The sequence below is a fragment of the Modicisalibacter muralis genome, assembly GCF_900102945.1.
Lineage (GTDB): Bacteria > Pseudomonadota > Gammaproteobacteria > Pseudomonadales > Halomonadaceae > Modicisalibacter > Modicisalibacter muralis.
The window spans coordinates 97,197-113,838 of sequence record NZ_FNGI01000010.1; the positions used below are offsets into that span (position 1 = coordinate 97,197).

A 16,642-nucleotide genomic window follows, 5' to 3' on the forward strand; every position below is an offset into this window, starting at 1 on the left:
AACACAGGATAACTCGTACAAGGGTAAGCACACGTCAATGCGTCACAAGGACAATAACGAGGTAGCCATGTCTTATATCAAGTACGCTCCACGACCGACGCGCATCGCGATGGCATTGAGCCTGGTCGCCTGCCTTTCGGCACCTTCGCTCGCGTTTGCCGATCAGTATCAGGATGCCGCCAAGCGCTGGATCGAGAGTGAGTTTCAGCCCTCGACGCTAACGCCGGAAGAGCAGATGGCGGAAATGCAGTGGTTCATCGATGCCGCCGAGTCGCTGCGCGGTCAGGAGATCAATGTCGTCTCCGAGACCCTGACCACTCACAAGTACGAATCCGAGGTGCTGGCCAAGGCGTTCCGCGAGATCACCGGCATCAACCTGACTCATACGCTGCTCCAGGAAGGCGACGTCGTTCAGAAGCTGCAGACGCAGATGTACTCGGGCACCAACATCTACGATGGCTGGGTCAACGACTCCGACCTGATCGGTACTCACTTCCGCTACGGTAAGGTCGTGCCGATCGATACCATCACCGAGAAGCATCCCGAGTTCACCTCGCCGACGCTGGACCTCGACGACTTCATCGGTCTGTCGTTTACGACCTCTCCGGATGGGACTCTCTATCAGTTGCCGGATCAGCAGTTCGCCAACCTCTATTGGTTCCGTGCCGACTGGTTCGCCGATCCCGAACTGAAAAAGCAGTTCGAGGAAAAGTACGGCTACGAACTCGGCGTGCCGGTAAACTGGTCGGCCTACGAGGACATCGCCGAGTTCTTCACTAACGACGTCAAGACCATCGATGGCAAGCGAGTCTATGGCCACATGGATTACGGCAAGAAGGATCCCTCGCTCGGCTGGCGTTTCACCGATGCCTGGTTCTCCATGGCGGGCGCCGGCGACAAGGGCATTCCCAACGGCCTGCCGGTCGACGAATGGGGCATCCGTGTCGACGAGTGTCATCCTGTCGGTTCCAGCATGTCGCGTGGCGGCGCCACCAATAGCCCGGCGGCGGTCTATGCGACCGAGAAATACGTCGAATGGCTGAGGAAGTACGCGCCGCCAGCGGCGCAGGGCATGACCTTCTCCGAGGCCGGGCCGGTACCGGCGCAAGGCAATATCGCCCAGCAGGTCTTCTGGTACACCGCGTTTACCGCGGACATGACCAAGGAAGGTCTGCCGGTAGTCAACGAGGACGGCACGCCCAAGTGGCGCATGGCACCGTCACCCGTTGGCGCCTACTGGGAAGACGGCATGAAGAAGGGCTATCAGGACGTGGGTGCCTGGACTTTCCTCGAGTCGACGCCCGAGAAACGCCGCCTGGGGGCCTGGCTGTATGCGCAGTTCGTGACATCCAAGACCGCCTCGCTGAAGAAGACGCTGGTTGGCCTGACGCCGATTCGCGAGTCGGATATCCAGTCCCAGGCGATGACCGACGCCGCGCCCAAGCTGGGTGGCCTGGTCGAGTTCTATCGCAGCCCGGCGCGCCTTCAATGGACGCCGACCGGCACCAACGTGCCGGACTATCCGAAACTCGCTCAGTTGTGGTGGCAGTATGTTTCCCAGGCGGCCAGCGGCGAATCGACCGCCCAAGAAGCGCTTGACGGTCTGGCCGAAGCCCAGGACCGGATTCTGGAGCGTCTGGAGCGTGCCGGTGTGCAGGAAGTCTGTGGCCCGAAGCTCAACGAGCCGCGCGATCCGCAGTACTGGATCGATCAGCCGGGTGCGCCGAAGCCCAAGCTGGAAAACGAGAAGCCGCAGGGTGTGACCGTGGCCTACGAGGAGTTGCTGAAATCCTGGGGGCAGGAGTGATCGTGTTAGGCTGAATCGGCAAAAGGACAGCGCCGCTGCGTGACGATCACGCAGCGACGCTTTTTTCTGACCGTAACCCTCGTCACGCATAGGCCAGCACCACGCTGACCTCGGTTCCCTTGCCTGGCTGGCTGCGTATCTGCAGCGGGGCGTCGTGTCGCTCACAGATCTCACGCACGATCGACAGGCCGAGCCCTGATCCTTCGCACTGCGCGCGGCTGGACGCCGTCCGATAAAAGCGTTGGGTTATCAGCGGCACCTCCTCCGCTGCGATGCCGGCGCCATCGTCGCTGATCGTTACCTTGACGCCGCGGGCCTCGGCCCTGGCCGTCAAGCGCACGCTACCGCCGCTGTCGGTGGCATGCAGGGCGTTGTCGATCAGGTTCGACAGCACGCGGTCGATCAACCCCAGGTCGGCGCTCACCCAGGCCAGGCTCGGCTCGCAGTCGATCGATAGCGTCACCCCCGCCTCGCGTGCCTGGTGCTGAAACTTGCCGACGATATCGTGGGCCAGTTCGGCGAGCGAGAAGGGCGCCAATTGCAGTGGCTGATCATAGGCATCCAGCCGCGACAATGTCGAAAGCTGTTGCGATAGGCGGGTCAGGCGGTCGGCGTTATCCATGATCGCCTGGATGGACCGGCTGCGTTCGCGCGATGAGATAGGCTCGCTGTCGAGAAGCCGCTCGGCGTAGCCGCGCAGCGAGGTCAGCGGTGTACGAAAATCATGCGACAGGTTGGCGATCAACTCACGCCGCTGGCGATCGGTTTCGCGCATCGCCTGGATCTGAGCGTCGATGGTGCCCGCCATGTCATTGAACGCGCGCGCCAAGTGGCCGATTTCGTCGTCACGCAGCGGCGCGGCGCGCTGACTGTAGTCGCCCTTGCTGAAACGTCGCACCGTGGCGATCAGCGCCGAGAAGCGCCGCGTCAGCAGGCCAAACCAGATCAGCCCGATCGCCCCCGAAACCAGTAGCGCTATCAGCCCCGAGAACACCAGGGTGCGAGTGATCGAGCTGGTGCGCAACATGGCGAACGTCGACGTCTGGGCGGCATTGTTGAGATCGGCATACAGGTAGCCGGGTTCACCGGTCGGGCCATAATGGATGCGTGCCACCGAGAACACACCGGCTTGATGACTGCACGGTGAAATTGTCATCACCGGGAGCATCGGTGAATCGCCGAGCAGGGTTTCCAGCGTCCGCACATCGACGGCGTCAGCGGTGCCGCAGGAGGGCTGGGCATAATCGGCGACGACCCGTCCGTTTTCGTCCAGCAGGTAAAGCGATAGCGATGAGTTTATCGACGTGATGTGCCGCGCCGCCTGGCGCGCGGCCGGGCTGTTCGCGCCCTGGCGGAGTGGCTCTTGCATGACGCGCGCCAGGTTGGCGGCAAGATCGATCTCCATGCGCTGCTGAAACTCGCGGCCTAGCTGGTTGAACTGGCTGATCGCGATCCAGGCCGTGGCTACCGATAGCAGCAACAGGCTGGTCAGATAAACCAGCGCGATGCGTGCATAGAGGCTGTGGATCAGTCGGCCGAGCCGGTTCACGAACTGCCTCACGAGGCAGCCGCATCGGACGGCGGCTGTTCGGCGAAGCGATAGCCCACGCCCCACACGGTCTGGATGAAGCGAGGCTTGGCCGGGTCGCTTTCGATCTTGCCGCGCAAGCGATTGATATGCGTGTTGACGGTATGGTCGTAACCGTCGAATTCCTTGCCCCAGACCCGGTCGAGCAGGTCGCCGCGACTGAAGCTATGGCCGGGGTGGCGGGCGAATAACGACAATAACGCGAACTCCTTGCCGGTCAGTTGCACGGGCGCTCCATCCAATGTGGCCAGGCGCTTATCGGCGTCGATGACCAAGGGGCCGCAAACCAGTGGCGGATTGGCGACGATATTGTCGCCGCCCATCGCCTCGGGGCAGCGGCGCAACAACGCCTGTACGCGTGCCAATAGAATCTGCAGGTGAAAGGGTTTGGTGATGTAGTCGTCGGCGCCGATTTCCAGGCCGACCACCACGTCGCGAATCGCCGCCCTGGCAGTCACCATGATTACCGGCGTCAGTGCATCGCGCTGGCGAAGCTGCCGGCAGAGTTCCAGGCCGTCCATGTCCGGGAGCATCAGGTCGAGAATCACCAGGTCGTAATTTGCGCCGTCACCGGCAAAAAAGGCATCCAGCGCGGTGCGTCCCTCGCTTCGCCAATCGCAAACGTAGCCTGCCTCGCTCAAGCGCTTTTCAAGCATCCTGCCGATTTCAGGCGTGTCCTCGACGCATAGGATTCGCTGTGGCATGGCTGTTCGTCCTTCAATGTGGGCCGTTGCGCGATGCCCCCCACTCTAAATGAAGCGCTTGAACGAGGGCATCACGCAAACATCACGAAATACGCGGCGTCGTGATAATTCTGTGATGAACGGACCCTTGGTGGCGATTAGCTTTTGACTTACCGCCACTGCTGGCGGGACAACCCGATAAACGGAGAAACACTATGAAACGTTTTCTCGATCAGCCCCGCAATGTTCTCTTGGCTGCGCTGTTGGGCGCTTTTCTAGCGATCCCGGGTATCGCCCTGGCGATGTCCCACGACGAAACCATGTCCCAGGAAGACAGCATGTCCAGCGACATGCAGCACGACGATGCCATGGGCAAGGACAAGATGGGTGACGACAACATGCAGCACGATGCCATGGGCGGCGACGACATGAAGCATGACACCATGAGCGGCGACGACAAGGAACATGACGCCTTGGATGAAGAACTCGAAAGCAGCGACGAAGAGATAATGATGGAAGAAGACGACACGATGTGATGCCCGTGATTCGCTTGGGCCGGCGGCAGAGTATTGCCGCCGGCCGGCGCTTCGATCCAGACGAGGCCAGTGGAGGCCATCATGAGATCTCCCGGAGCAAACCCCGATACCGCTGTCGATGGTGCCAAGCAGGGCGGTAAGGTCATCAAGCGACATTCGCTGTTTACCCGCGTCTGGCATTGGGTCAACGCGATTTGCCTGGTGGTGCTGCTGATGAGTGGCCTGCAGATATTCAATGCCCATCCTGCCCTGTACTGGGGAAACGACTCCAGTTTCGGCGATTCGGCGCTGTCGATTTTCGCCGTGCAGGGTGACGATGGCGAGTTGCGGGGCATTACCGAGATCGGTGGGCTGCGCTTCGACACCACCGGCGTCTTGGGCGTGTCAGGCCCCGCCGCCGATCTCGAACGACGCGGGTTTCCCGCCTGGGCCACGATTCCCGGACCGCGCTGGCTGGCCATGGGCCGGCAATGGCATTTCCTGTTCGGCTGGATTTTCGCGCCGATGCTGGTGGCCTATCTGCTCTACCTCATACTCAGCGGCCAGCTTTGGCGACGCTTGATACCGCGCCTGCATGAATGGCGAGGCATCGGTCGCACCATCCGCGAGCACATGCTACTGCGCTTTCCGCGAGGCGAAGAGGCGCGCCATTACAACATCCTGCAGAAGCTGACCTATTTGCTGGTGTTGCTGGCCATCGCTCCGCTGATCGTGTTGACGGGGCTGACGATGTCGCCAACCGTGGACGCCGCCTGGCCCTGGCTGCTGGATCTGTTCGGCGGGCGCCAAAGCGCGCGCACGATCCACTTCATCTGCGCGACCGCCTTCGTGGCCTTCTTCGTGATTCATGTCGCCCTGGTACTGGTGTCCGGGGTGTTCAACAACCTGCGCTCGATGATCACGGGACACTATGCGCTGCCTGACGAGGAGACTTCGCGCCATGAATGATTCCACCAAGCCCGATCCCGGTCGTCGGCGTTTTTTGGCCAGGGCCGCTACCGCCGGCGGTGCGCTCTTTCTGGCGGGTTGCGATCGGCTTTCGCGCAGCGACGGCATGGTTAGCTTATTCGATTCCGCAAGCGCGTTGACGCAAACCGCCCAGCGCGCGCTGACCTCGCGGCATGACCTGGCTCGTGAATATCCCGCCAGCGAGATCGCCGCGACGTTCCGTGCCAACGGCACCACCAACCCCCAGAACAGCGATTACCAAGCCCTGGCGGCCAACGGCTTTCGTGACTGGCGGCTGAGCGTCGAGGGCCTGGTCGAGCTCCCGCGTTCGTTTTCGCTCGATGAACTCAAGAGGATGTCGTCTCGCACCCAGATCACCCGTCATGACTGCGTCGAGGGCTGGAGCTGCATCGGCCAATGGAAGGGCGCGGTGCTGGGCGATCTACTTGCGCAGGTGAGGCCCACGGCAAAGGCGCGCTACGTGGTCTTTCACTGTGCCGACAATACCTATGGCGGCCCCGACAAGTATTACGAGAGCCTCGATCTGATCGAGGCCATGCACCCGCAAACGCTATTGGCCTACGAGCTTAACGGCGCCGACCTGCCGATCGCCAACGGCGCGCCGATTCGGCTTCGCGCGGAGCGCCAGCTCGGCTACAAGATGGCCAAGTACGTGATGCGCCTCGAACTGGTCGAGAGCTTCGAGGATATCGGGCGTGGCAATGGCGGGTATTGGGAGGATCGGGGTTACAACTGGTGGGCGGGAATCTAGGGGCGCCAGGAAGAGCCACGATAACGGTAGCGAAGATACTCGTCCTTCTTCGGCCCGCTGATGGTCCATTCGAGATCGAAACCGTCGTCCATGAAGGTCAGCTTCGCCCGGTAACGGTCGGCGGCGCACAGGTGCGCCTCGCGCGAGACGAAATCGGCGCTCTCGCCGGCCGGCGCGGCGATCAGGTCGAACAGCCAGACGCCGGCGTCGACGCCCCGGCGTTCGTGCGACAAGGCCATATGCTCGCTGCCTGGTGTCCAGCGAAAGACATTGCGGAAGGGCACCGCGCGGGCCAGGGGAGCATCCAGCCGAAACTGCCCGGTTTCAATGAAGCGTATGCTGGCATCGGCATCGATAGCCACCGCAACCGAGCCGTGGCCTTTGCCCGACCAGGCACATTGCGAGCCACTGCCCGAGCGTGAAGCAAAGTCGAGCCGACGGATGGTTGGCAGCAGCGTCCGCAAGCGTATAATCGCAGTCAACTATTCAAATTCCAAGAGTTAACCATGGGCTATCTCATCGCTGTCACGGCCCTGTGGGCCTTTTCGTTCTCGCTGATCGGCGTGTATCTGGCCGGTCAGGTCGATAGCTATTTCGCAGTACTGGTGCGTATCGGTCTGGCCAGTTTGCTGTTCCTGCCTTTCCTGCGGCCGGCGGCGTTGCCCAGCCGCTTGAAGCTGGCGTTGATGGCCGTCGGGGCGATCCAGTTGGGGCTGATGTACATCTTCTTCTATCAGTCCTTTTTGCTGCTGACGGTACCCGAGGTCTTGCTGTTTACCATATTGACGCCGGTTTACGTCACCCTGCTCGATGACCTGCTCAGCGGGCGTTTCACGCCATTCTATCTGCTCACGGCGGCATTTGCGGTGCTCGGTGCGGCGGTGATTCGCTATCAAGGCGTCAATAGTGAGTTCTGGCTGGGCTTCGTGGTGGTGCAGGGCGCCAACCTGTGCTTTGCGATCGGCCAGGTCGGCTACCGGCACCTCGCCAAACGCCTGCCTACCGAATTGCCGCAGCGCAGCGTGTTCGGCTGGTTCTATCTCGGCGCGCTGGCATTGGTCATCATCGCCTTCGTGTTGTTCGGCTCCAGCGAAAAACTGCCGACCAGCGGCGTGCAATGGGGCGTGTTGGGCTGGCTGGGGCTGGCCGCCTCGGGGCTGGGCTACTTCCTGTGGAACAAGGGTGCGACCCGGGTCGATGCCGGCGCCCTGGCGATCATGAACAATGCGCTGATTCCCGCCGGCCTGCTGGTCAATCTGCTGATCTGGAATCGCGACGCCGACGTATCGCGCCTGGCGCTGGGCGGGGCGATCATCGTCGCGTCGCTGCTGGTCAATGAATGGTGGGCGAGGCGACGCCCTCGCGTGGCGGTGGCCGGCTTTTCAGACAAACCTTAGGCGGGCGGCAGGGGAATCGCACGCGGCCAGTCATCGCCAACCACGAACAGCCGCTGCCAGCGGCCGTTGGCATGCTTGAGCACCAACTGGCGCGGCGAGCGCCGGCTGGCGAAGTGATGCTCAAGCCCCGCGCCGAGTGTCGCAAGGCTTGTCAGGCCGGCTTCGGGCGGCGGCGCCAGCCAATGCGGCTTGTCGAGAAAGGCGCCGCGCACGCCGGGTGCGTCTGTCAGCCGGCAGAAGTCCGGCCAGCACTCGCGTGATAGCCAGTCGCCGAACAGCGCTTGCGGCGCGGTTTCGCGGGGTGGCTGTAAGGGTGTATCGCTTGCCCAGGGTCGAAACAGTACGCCGAGCATGGCCAGGCGCTGAGTCAATGGCGGCGCGCCATAGGCGAGTAGCGTGGCCGCCGATTCGGGGCGTCCGGCCAGGGGCAATTGGTGCGCCATCGCATGGCGATGCTTGATCGCCAATGAGTCGGCGCAGCCAGGGCCGATCCAGCGCGCTTGGCTGGCGCCATCCTCGGGGCCGTTGGGCAGCCCCAGGTAGTATTTTATCGCCAGTTCGAGATGGATCGGTTGCGGGTCGTGTCGCGTGACGTACAGCAGGTCGAGTTCGCCCAGGGTGCGCTTGTCGTCGCGAATGGTCAGGTTATGCGCCAGTAGCCGGGTATCCGGCGCATGGTCGAGCAGAAAATGCCACAGCGCTTCGTGATAGTGGCCGAGGCGCTCGTTGCCGTTCGCCCCGACGATCGTTTCCAACGTATGCGGCTCACCCTCGATCGCGGCCAGCCAGTCACTGCGCCGCTGTGGGTCGGCCAGGCCCAATTCGTCGAGCGTCGGCCGCCCGGGATAAGCGGTGGTCAGCAAGTTCGGCGCATGCAGCAGCCAGGCGAGATCGCGCACCAGCGGATGCCACAGCCGATCGAGATCGGCGCCGAGCGCTGTCTGGCCGGGGTGGGGCATCGAGGTGGTCATCGAACGTCCACATGACGAAGGGCAGTGGCTGCCAGTCTGGGCGGATATGCGGCGGTATTCAACGCGTTGGCCGCCATCGACAGGCATGGCGCCGTGGCTGAGGTGTTTGCCCGGTATTGGCTGAGCCCGCATAATAGCGGCCCGTGACGTGGCTGGGGAGCGCCCATGAAATCCTTCAAGAACATCGGTCTGATCGGCCGGATCGGCAGTGTCAAGGTTGTCGATACGCTGAGACGGCTGATTCGTTTCCTGGATACTCACGGCTATCACGTCATTCTCGAGGATCGTACCGCCACGGTGCTGCTCGGCCATGGCCAGCAGGAGGCCAGCCGTCGCCTGCTCGGTGAACTCTGCGACCTGGCCGTCGTGGTCGGCGGCGATGGCAGCATGTTGGGCGCGGCGCGCGCGCTGTGCCGCACCGGCACGCCGGTGCTGGGCATCAACCGTGGTCGACTGGGTTTCCTGACCGATATCTCGCCGGACGAGTTGGAAGAGAAGGTCGGCGAGGTGTTGGCCGGCGATTATGTCAGCGAGGAGCGCTTCCTGCTCGATGCCGAGGTCTACCGCGAGGGTGCGCTGGTCGGCACCGCCGATGGTCTGAACGACGTGGTGATCCACCCCGGCAAGGCGGCGCGGATGATCGAGTTCGAGATGTTCGTCAACGACCAGTTCGTTTATAGCCAGCGCTCCGACGGGCTGATCATCGCCACGCCGACCGGCTCCACCGCCTATGCGCTGTCCGGTGGCGGGCCGATCATTCACCCGGGGTTGGAAGCCATCACCCTGGTGCCGATGTTTCCACATACCCTGTCGAGCCGGCCGATCGTCGTCGACGCCGCCAGCGAGATCAAGGTCCACATCGGCGAGATCAACGAGGCTTACCCGCACATCAGTTGCGATGGCCAGACCCAGGTGGTGTCCAAGCCCGGCGACATGCTTTACGTGCGACGCAAGCCGCAGCGGCTGACGCTGATCCACCCACGCGGACACAACTACTACGAGATCTGTCGCAGCAAACTGGGCTGGAGCAGCCGGCTAGGGGAATGACATGAGCATGACCGGCGACATCGATGGCTATGACCTGATCGGCGACGTCCACGGCTGTGGAGCGACACTGGCCGTGCTGCTGGAAAAGCTGGGCTATCACCAACGCGGCGGTGTCTATCGTCACCCGCGACGCAAGGTGATCTTTCTCGGCGATCTGGTCGACCGTGGCCCACGCATTCGCCTCGCGGTAACCATCGCCCGGCGCATGGTCGAAGAGGGCCAGGCCTATATCGTGATGGGCAACCACGAGGTCAACGCGCTGTCGTACAGTCGCCGCTGCCGCGATGGCAGTAGCTGCGAATGGCTGCGTGAGCATACCCCGCGCCACAATCGCATCGTCCAGGAAACCTTCGAGCAATATCGCGATCATCCGGCCGAATGGGAAGACACCCTGGCCTGGTTCATGGAAATACCGCTGTGCCTGGAAATCGATGGCCTGCGCGTGGTGCATGCCTGCTGGGACGCGCCGTTGATCGAGCGCTTTCTGGCGCGCCATCCCGATGGTTGCATCGACGAGGACTTTCTCTATGATTCGGTGGAACCCGACAGCTTCGCCTTTCGCGTGATCGAACGGCTGACCCGTGGTATTCACCTGCGCCTGCCCGACAACGTCGAGATCCACTCTGGCGACGGCTTCACCCGGCGCACCTTCCGCGCGCATTTCTGGGCCGAGTCGCCTCGCACCTATGGCGACGTGGTATTCCAGCCCGACAACCTGCCCGGCGATCTCGAATTGCGCCTGCTATCGGTTGATGAGCATGCCAAGCTGCCCTATTACGCGCCCAGCGAACCGCCGTTATTCCTCGGCCACTACTGGTGCGAAGGCGTGCCGGCACTACCGGCACCCAACATCGCCTGTCTCGATTACAGCGCGGTCAAGTTCGGCCGTCTGGTGGCCTACCGCTGGGATGGCGAGCAGGCATTGAACGCCGATAAATTCGTCTGGGTGCGCGTTCCACGCGATATGCGAACACGCGAACAACCGTGGGAAGTTGATCTGGATTGATGTTTTTACAATTCATTACTTAATTTCATGAGCCGGTAGGAAACTTGTGCCGCGAGTTGCCATCAGAGTCAGTGTTCCCTTGAATGATCCCTTGCTCTTGTCCGGCGGCCCCCTCCGCCGGACTTTTCTTTGTGCGAAGATTCGATGAAAGATCATGGGCTGGGGCGATTATCCCGGCATTACCGCTCGGGACGAGGATAACGCCATGCATAAAGTGCTGATACTGCCCCGCGACATCGATACGCGATCCTTGCGCAAGGCACTGTGGGCGCAGCGTATCGGCCATCACTTCACCGAAGAGCACGATACCCAGGTATTGTGGCTGGCCGATCCGCGTCAGCACGACGACATGATGCAACTGATCGCGCGCTGGCAGCGTGGCGAGCCGATCGCGCCTGCCGAGAAGCGTGCCTTTGCATCGCGCAACTGGCGTCAGGGGCCACTCGCCGAAGCGCCGGTTGCGGCGGCACTGGTCGGGCTGTGTGTGGCGGTCTTCGGCCTGATGGCGATATTCGGCGATCTGGTGATCGCCGCCATGACCATCACGCCGATCGGCGTGGTTGGCACCAGCCTCAGTGTCGGCACGCTTGGCGATACGCTGTCTTCCGGGCAGTTATGGCGGCTGGTGTCCCCGGCGTTCTTGCACTTTGGCTGGATGCACCTGATCTTCAATATGCTGTGGCTGTGGTATTTCGGCCGCCAGATCGAGGCCCTGCAAGGCTCGTGGCGATTGTTGGGCGTAGTGATGATTAGCGCGCTGGTCTCGAATCTGGCCCAGTATGCGACCGGCACGGTGCTGTTCGGCGGCATGTCGGGCGTCGATTACGCCTTGCTCGGGTATGTCTGGCTGATGGCGCTGCGCGCGCCCAAGAGCGGCTTTTTCGTGCCGCAGATGCTGGTGGTCTTCATGCTCGGCTGGATGGTCTTCACCATGACCGATCTCGCCGGGCCGGTCGGTTTCGGTAACGTCGCCAACGAGGCCCATCTGGGCGGGCTGTTGGTCGGCCTCGTGTTGGGCTGGATCGCCAGTAGCCGGGCGCGAAAGCAACCCGATACCACAGGTTCCAAGGAGAGAGACGATGAGTGATATGACCTTCGAACGCATGATTCAGCAGATGACGCCGGCCATCTACGAGAGCCTCAAGCAGGCGGTGCAACTGCGCAAGTGGCCTGACGGCGGCACGCTCAGCGCCGAGCAGACCGAGCTGTGCCTGGAGGCGGTAATGCGTTACGAGATCGAACACAAGGTGCCCGAGAACCAGCGGGTGGGGTATCTCGAAAGCGCCGGTTGCGGCAGCGCCAAGCGCGATGAGGGAGACAGCATCAAGTGGGTGAACTGATCACGCCGCTACGCGGCTGTTTGAGCAAGATGGCCATCGAGCCCGGCGCGAGTGGCGCACCGGCCCGCTATACGCTGCGCGCCGGTGAGCATCGCCTCGATCTCAATGCCCGGCTCGGCCAGCCGCTGCGCCTTGCGCATACCGGCGCGATCGCCTGTACCCACTGCGGTCGCGCGACGCGCAAGAGCTTCGCCCAGGGTTACTGCTACCCCTGCTTCAAGCGCCTGGCGCAGTGCGATACCTGTATCGTCAGGCCGGAGACTTGCCACTTTCATGCCGGTACCTGCCGCGAGCCCGAGTGGGGCGAGCGCCATTGTTTTCAGCCGCACGTGGTGTATCTGGCCAATTCGTCGGGGCTCAAGGTCGGCATCACCCGCAAGACTCAAGTGCCGACTCGTTGGCTGGACCAGGGCGCGATCCAGGCGTTGCCGATACTCGAGGTCGATACCCGTCAGCAGTCGGGTTTCGTCGAGGTGCTGTTCAAGGAGCAGGTCGCCGACCGCACCAACTGGCGGGCGATGCTCAAGGGCGATGTCGCGCCGCTCGATCTGCGCGCCGAGCGCGAGCGCCTGCTGGCGGCGCTCGACGGTGGGCTGGCCAACCTGCGCGAGCGCTTCGGCTTGGATGCCGTGCGCGTGCTCGACGCCGAACCGGTGACGCTCGACTACCCGGTACTCGAGGCCCCGACCAAGGTCGTCTCGCTGAATCTCGACAAGACGCCCGAGATCGCCGGTACGCTGCTGGGCCTCAAGGGGCAATACCTGATACTCGATAATGGCGTGATCAACCTGCGCAAGTTCACCGGTTACGAGGTCGTCTTCGAGTAATCCTCGCCGCTGGCGTTAGCGACGATGTCGGCGCCGGTCCTCCATGCGCGCCAGGAACACCTCCATCACCTTCGAGTACAGGCGCGGCCCCAGCACGACATCTTCCACGCCGGCATCGAGATTGGGGTTGTCGTTGATCTCGATGACCACCACCCGCTCGCCGATCTGCTTGAGATCCACGCCGTAGAGGCCGTCGCCGATCAGCCGGGTGGCCTTGAGCGCGGCCTTGACCACGGCCTTGGGGGCATCCTTGGGGTCGTGGGTGGTAAAGGCGCCGCTGCGCGTCTTGCCGTGCGAATGATCGTAAATTTGCCAATGTCCGCGCGCCATGTAGTAGCGGCTGGCGAACAACACCTCGCCGTCGAGCACGCCGATGCGCCAATCGAATTCGGTGGGCAGCCACTCCTGCAACAGCAACAGCGCGGAAGACTCGAACAGCCGTTCGGCTTCCTGCTTGAGCTGATCGGCGGATTGAATCTTGACCACGCCACGCGAGAAGGCCCCATCCGGTATCTTGAGTACCATCGGGAACTGCAGCCCGGCGGCCTTCTCGGGCAGCCGTTCGAGATCGTCGCGATACAGCAGCAAGCCCTCCGGCGCCGGCACGCCCTTGGTGCCCAGCAACGCATGCAGGTAGACCTTGTTGGTGCAGCGTAGAATCGAACGCGGATCGTCTATTACCACCAGCCCTTCATGCTCGGCGCGCCGGGCCATGCGGTAGGTGTGATGATCGAGACTCGTGGTTTCGCGGATGAATAGCGCATCGAATTCGGCCAGGCGGCTCTCGTCACGCTTGGTGATCAATGACACATCGATGCCCAGCCGCCGCCCGGCGCGGATGAATTGCTTGAGCGCGCTCTTGTTGCTCGGCGGCAGCGTTTCTTTGGGATCGACCAACATCGCCAGGTCGTAACGGTAGCGGCGGCGTGCCTTGGGCGTGCGCCAGACCTTGCGCGAATGGCGGTTCAGCGCCTGCGCGAACAGGTCCTGCTCCTCGCCGTTTAGCGCGGCGAGTGCCAGTGGCTTGAGCCGGGCCAGCCGCCACAGGCCCTGGCGGCGCTGAAAGCGCGCCTCGAGCAGCGGGCAGGGCAGGCGCTCGAACAAGCGCCTGGCCAGCCTGCCCAGCCCCTCTTGAAGACACTCACCGAACACGATTCGCAGCGTGAAGGCGTCGCCCTGGAGCGCGCCCCGTCGGGTGAGCTCATCCATCAGTGGCGCCAGCGATTCCAGTTGCAGATCGACCAGTGCCTTGCGCGCGAGTTGGTTGAGGGTTTCCACCGTCGGCAGAACCCGTTGCCCGCGCGCCTGGGCCAGTAGCGATACGTAATAGCCGGTCTCGAGGTAGTCGAGGCCGCTGCACAGGTTGATCACGTGGGTGGTGCTGTCCTGCTCACCAACGGTTTCCTGAGCCAGATAGTCGGCGGCGGTAATCAGATCATCGGAAGGGTAATAAGGGCGCCAATCGGCGGCGCGGTCGACAACGATACGCAATGGCGACATGGGTGAGCTTCCTGCCTCGCAATAGAGCCATGGTTATGGAGCTGGGTTAATCAGCGTTGGTTGATGCAACATGATGATCCGAATTGCGGCTAGAATGCGCTTGACTCCTGCGCGCTACAATAATCCCTTGGCTTGAAATAATTTCATGTTGAGTGACGATGACAAGCGCAGGATCGAACCTGACAATGCCGCTGCCTAATTGCGGGGAACGAGTCATGAACCCGACGCTGTCTCCAGCTCTGCGCCTGTCCCGGCCGGACGACCTCGATGCCCTGTGCCGCCTGGAGCTCGAGTGCTTCGACGGCGACCGTTTCAGCCGCCGTCAGCTGGCTCATATACTCATCCGCGCCAATGCGACGACCTTCGTCGCGGTGGATGAACAGGGCGGATTGCTGGGCTACGGCACGCTGCTGTTTCGGCGCAACAGCCGTAACGCACGGCTATATTCCTTCTGCGTGCATCCCGCTGCGCGCGGTGGTGGGTTGGGGCGGCGATTGCTCGAAACCCTCGAAGGCGAGGCGCGCGCGCGCGGCATGCACAAGCTGACGCTAGAGGTGCGTGCCGACAACCGCGTGGCCATGGGCCTGTACCGGCGCATGGGCTTTCTTCCCCAGCGCTGGCTGGACGACTATTACGTCGATGGCTGCGCCGCCTGGCAGATGGAAAAGCCGTTGCCCCTGGCCGAGTTCAGCGCCACCGGCTAGCCGATTCGCCAGGGGCGTATCGTGCTAGCATGCCGGGTCTCGATTGCCATTCTGGAGCCCTTATATGCCGTCTTTCGATATCGTCTCGGAACTCGACAAGCACGAAGTCACCAACGCGGTGGACCAGGCCAACCGTGAACTCGCCACGCGTTTCGATTTTCGCGGCGTGACCGCCAGCTTCAGCGAGGAGGGCGACAGCGTGAGCATGGAGGCCGACGCCGATTTCCAACTGCGCCAGATGCTCGACATTCTCAGGGGACGGCTGATCGCCCGGGGCGTCGACGCCGGCTGCCTGGAAGAACAGGAAGCCGATACCGCAGGCGTGCGCGCGCGTCAGCAGGTATTGCTGCGCCAGGGTATCGACCAGCCGCTGGCCAAGAAGATCGTCAAGTCGCTCAAGGACGCCAAGCTCAAGGTGCAGGCACAGATTCAGGGCGATAAGGTGCGCGTTACCGGCAAGAAGCGCGACGACCTGCAACAGGCCATCGCGCTGCTCAAGGCTGACAAGTCGATCGACCTGCCGCTGCAGTTCAACAATTTCCGCGACTGATGATTAGCGCTCGGTTCAGGCCGCCAGTGTATCGGCGGTAGCGCTCGCCGCCAGACACAGCATGCTCAGGTTGCCGAACATGAAGCTCTCGTGCAGCGTGGTCATCGGCGCGCCCTCGAGCGCTCCCACCGCCATCAGCAGTGGCAGGAAATGCTCCGGCGTGGGGTGGGCATGCCGGGCATGCGGCGCGCGGCGTTGCCAGTCGCCGAGCGCCGCGAGATCGCCACGCTCGGCGACGTCACGCGACCAATCATGGAAGGCCTGCGCCCAGGCGTCGGGCCTCGCATCGCCGGGCTTGCGGTCGCCCAGGTTATGGGTCGCCGAGCCGGAGCCGATCAGCCAGAGCTCCTCGCGTTCGGCGAAGCGACCCAGTTGCGCCGCCAGTGCCAGGCGTTCGTTATCGCCAAGCGCCATCGGCACGCTGACCGGCAGCAGCGGGACATCGGCCTCGGGCCATACCAGCGAGAGCGGCGACCAGATGCCATGATCCAGCGGGCGCTTTGAGTCGACCCGCGCCTCGATGCCGTGGGCCGACAACTGTGCAGAAAGCCGCTCGGCAATGTCGGGCAGCCCTGGCGCCGGGTAGCGTTGCTGGTACATCACCTGTGGAAAGCCATGAAAATCGTGCAGGGTCTGCGGCTGGGCGGCGCCACCCAGGGTGAGTGTCGGTGTCTCGAAATGCGCCGATACCACCAGCGCCCCGCGCGGACGCGGCAGGCGCTGCCCAAGTTCGACGAGGAAATCGCGGGCGGGGTGTTCGCTGATGGTCAGACTCGGCGACCCATGGGAAATGAACAGTACGTTGCGCATGTGACGCTCTCCCGTCAGGCAGGCCAATCGGTTCGGCCCATTGACCGCAAGCCTAACGCATCCACCGCCGGGAACTAGCCGAGGCAATGGCAATAGACCGTTCACCGCCGGGCAACGTTGCCGCAGGGCTGACGGTACGAAGATGACGTGGCGATT

At 62.8% G+C, this 16,642-nt stretch carries 18 protein-coding genes; 12 read left to right on the forward strand and 6 right to left on the reverse strand.

Features of this window, described 5'->3' with window-relative positions; translation table 11 throughout:
- Positions 1-109 precede the first annotated feature (109 nt).
- Positions 110-1,807 carry an ABC transporter substrate-binding protein gene (locus BLR92_RS15645; protein ID WP_217636605.1) on the forward strand — a complete coding sequence of 566 codons (1,698 nt, stop codon included), beginning with the start codon at positions 110-112 and terminating at the stop codon, positions 1,805-1,807.
- An 82-nt stretch (positions 1,808-1,889) separates the two neighbouring features.
- On the opposite strand, the gene BLR92_RS15650 is transcribed toward BLR92_RS15645, so the two are convergent.
- Positions 1,890-3,356, reverse strand: coding sequence for a sensor histidine kinase (locus BLR92_RS15650; RefSeq protein WP_089730215.1), 1,467 nt, complete (start codon positions 3,354-3,356; stop codon positions 1,890-1,892).
- Between the two features lie 8 nt (positions 3,357-3,364).
- Positions 3,365-4,099 carry a response regulator transcription factor gene (locus tag BLR92_RS15655; protein ID WP_089730216.1) on the reverse strand — a complete coding sequence of 245 codons (735 nt, stop codon included), beginning with the start codon at positions 4,097-4,099 and terminating at the stop codon, positions 3,365-3,367.
- A 194-nt stretch (positions 4,100-4,293) separates the two neighbouring features.
- On the opposite strand from BLR92_RS15655, the gene BLR92_RS15660 reads away from it, so the two are divergent.
- From BLR92_RS15660 to BLR92_RS15670, 3 genes are all read left to right on the forward strand, one after another.
- On the forward strand, positions 4,294-4,614 hold the full coding sequence (locus BLR92_RS15660) for a pentapeptide MXKDX repeat protein (protein ID WP_089730217.1): 321 nt from the start codon (positions 4,294-4,296) through the stop codon (positions 4,612-4,614).
- Between the two features lie 81 nt (positions 4,615-4,695).
- Positions 4,696-5,562, forward strand: coding sequence for a cytochrome b/b6 domain-containing protein (locus BLR92_RS15665; RefSeq protein ID WP_089730218.1), 867 nt, complete (start codon positions 4,696-4,698; stop codon positions 5,560-5,562).
- Entirely contained in the window at positions 5,555-6,334 is a 780-nt protein-coding gene (locus BLR92_RS15670) for a molybdopterin-binding protein (RefSeq protein ID WP_089730219.1), read from the forward strand. Before BLR92_RS15665 ends, BLR92_RS15670 begins: the two co-directional genes overlap by 8 nt.
- Here the strand turns inward: BLR92_RS15670 and BLR92_RS15675 are convergent.
- Positions 6,331-6,816 carry a DUF6314 family protein gene (locus BLR92_RS15675; protein WP_089730220.1) on the reverse strand — a complete coding sequence of 162 codons (486 nt, stop codon included), beginning with the start codon at positions 6,814-6,816 and terminating at the stop codon, positions 6,331-6,333. The two genes, BLR92_RS15670 and BLR92_RS15675, sit on opposite strands and share 4 nt — an antisense overlap.
- Before the next feature lie 24 nt (positions 6,817-6,840).
- On the opposite strand from BLR92_RS15675, the gene BLR92_RS15680 reads away from it, so the two are divergent.
- Positions 6,841-7,731: a carboxylate/amino acid/amine transporter gene (locus BLR92_RS15680; RefSeq protein WP_089730221.1), complete on the forward strand. Its 891-nt coding sequence runs from the start codon at positions 6,841-6,843 to the stop codon at positions 7,729-7,731.
- On the opposite strand, the gene BLR92_RS15685 is transcribed toward BLR92_RS15680, so the two are convergent.
- The gene (locus BLR92_RS15685; RefSeq protein ID WP_245704235.1) at positions 7,728-8,702 is read right to left on the reverse strand and encodes a DUF1853 family protein; all 975 of its coding nucleotides are present in this window, start codon (positions 8,700-8,702) and stop codon (positions 7,728-7,730) included. The genes BLR92_RS15680 and BLR92_RS15685 overlap by 4 nt on opposite strands.
- 165 nt (positions 8,703-8,867) lie before the next feature.
- Between BLR92_RS15685 and BLR92_RS15690 the strand changes: the two genes are divergently transcribed.
- The 5 genes from BLR92_RS15690 (at position 8,868) to BLR92_RS15710 (ending at position 12,922) form a co-directional block, all read left to right on the forward strand.
- Complete coding sequence (locus tag BLR92_RS15690; RefSeq protein ID WP_089730222.1) at positions 8,868-9,749, forward strand: NAD(+) kinase; 882 nt, start codon at positions 8,868-8,870, stop codon at positions 9,747-9,749.
- Between the two features lies 1 nt (position 9,750).
- Complete coding sequence (locus tag BLR92_RS15695; protein ID WP_175488834.1) at positions 9,751-10,755, forward strand: metallophosphoesterase; 1,005 nt, start codon at positions 9,751-9,753, stop codon at positions 10,753-10,755.
- 205 nt (positions 10,756-10,960) lie between these two features.
- Positions 10,961-11,842, forward strand: coding sequence for a rhomboid family intramembrane serine protease (locus BLR92_RS15700; RefSeq protein WP_089730288.1), 882 nt, complete (start codon positions 10,961-10,963; stop codon positions 11,840-11,842).
- Positions 11,835-12,095: a YeaC family protein gene (locus BLR92_RS15705; RefSeq protein WP_089730223.1), complete on the forward strand. Its 261-nt coding sequence runs from the start codon at positions 11,835-11,837 to the stop codon at positions 12,093-12,095. Before BLR92_RS15700 ends, BLR92_RS15705 begins: the two co-directional genes overlap by 8 nt.
- Positions 12,096-12,124: 29 nt before the next feature.
- Positions 12,125-12,922 (forward strand): DUF2797 domain-containing protein, encoded by a 798-nt coding sequence (locus BLR92_RS15710; protein WP_089730289.1) that lies wholly within the window; start codon positions 12,125-12,127, stop codon positions 12,920-12,922.
- Between the two features lie 15 nt (positions 12,923-12,937).
- Here BLR92_RS15710 and BLR92_RS15715 read toward each other — a convergent pair whose 3' ends face one another.
- On the reverse strand, positions 12,938-14,422 hold the full coding sequence (locus BLR92_RS15715) for a RimK family protein (protein ID WP_089730224.1): 1,485 nt from the start codon (positions 14,420-14,422) through the stop codon (positions 12,938-12,940).
- A gap of 215 nt (positions 14,423-14,637) precedes the next feature.
- On the opposite strand from BLR92_RS15715, the gene BLR92_RS15720 reads away from it, so the two are divergent.
- Both BLR92_RS15720 and BLR92_RS15725 read left to right on the forward strand, forming a co-directional pair.
- Entirely contained in the window at positions 14,638-15,126 is a 489-nt protein-coding gene (locus BLR92_RS15720) for a GNAT family N-acetyltransferase (RefSeq protein WP_089730225.1), read from the forward strand.
- 64 nt (positions 15,127-15,190) lie between these two features.
- A complete protein-coding gene (locus BLR92_RS15725; protein ID WP_089730226.1) occupies positions 15,191-15,676 on the forward strand; it encodes a YajQ family cyclic di-GMP-binding protein in 486 nt (161 codons plus the stop codon).
- A 15-nt stretch (positions 15,677-15,691) separates the two neighbouring features.
- On the opposite strand, the gene BLR92_RS15730 is transcribed toward BLR92_RS15725, so the two are convergent.
- Positions 15,692-16,486 (reverse strand): DODA-type extradiol aromatic ring-opening family dioxygenase, encoded by a 795-nt coding sequence (locus tag BLR92_RS15730; protein WP_175488835.1) that lies wholly within the window; start codon positions 16,484-16,486, stop codon positions 15,692-15,694.
- Between the last annotated feature and the right edge of the window lie 156 nt (positions 16,487-16,642).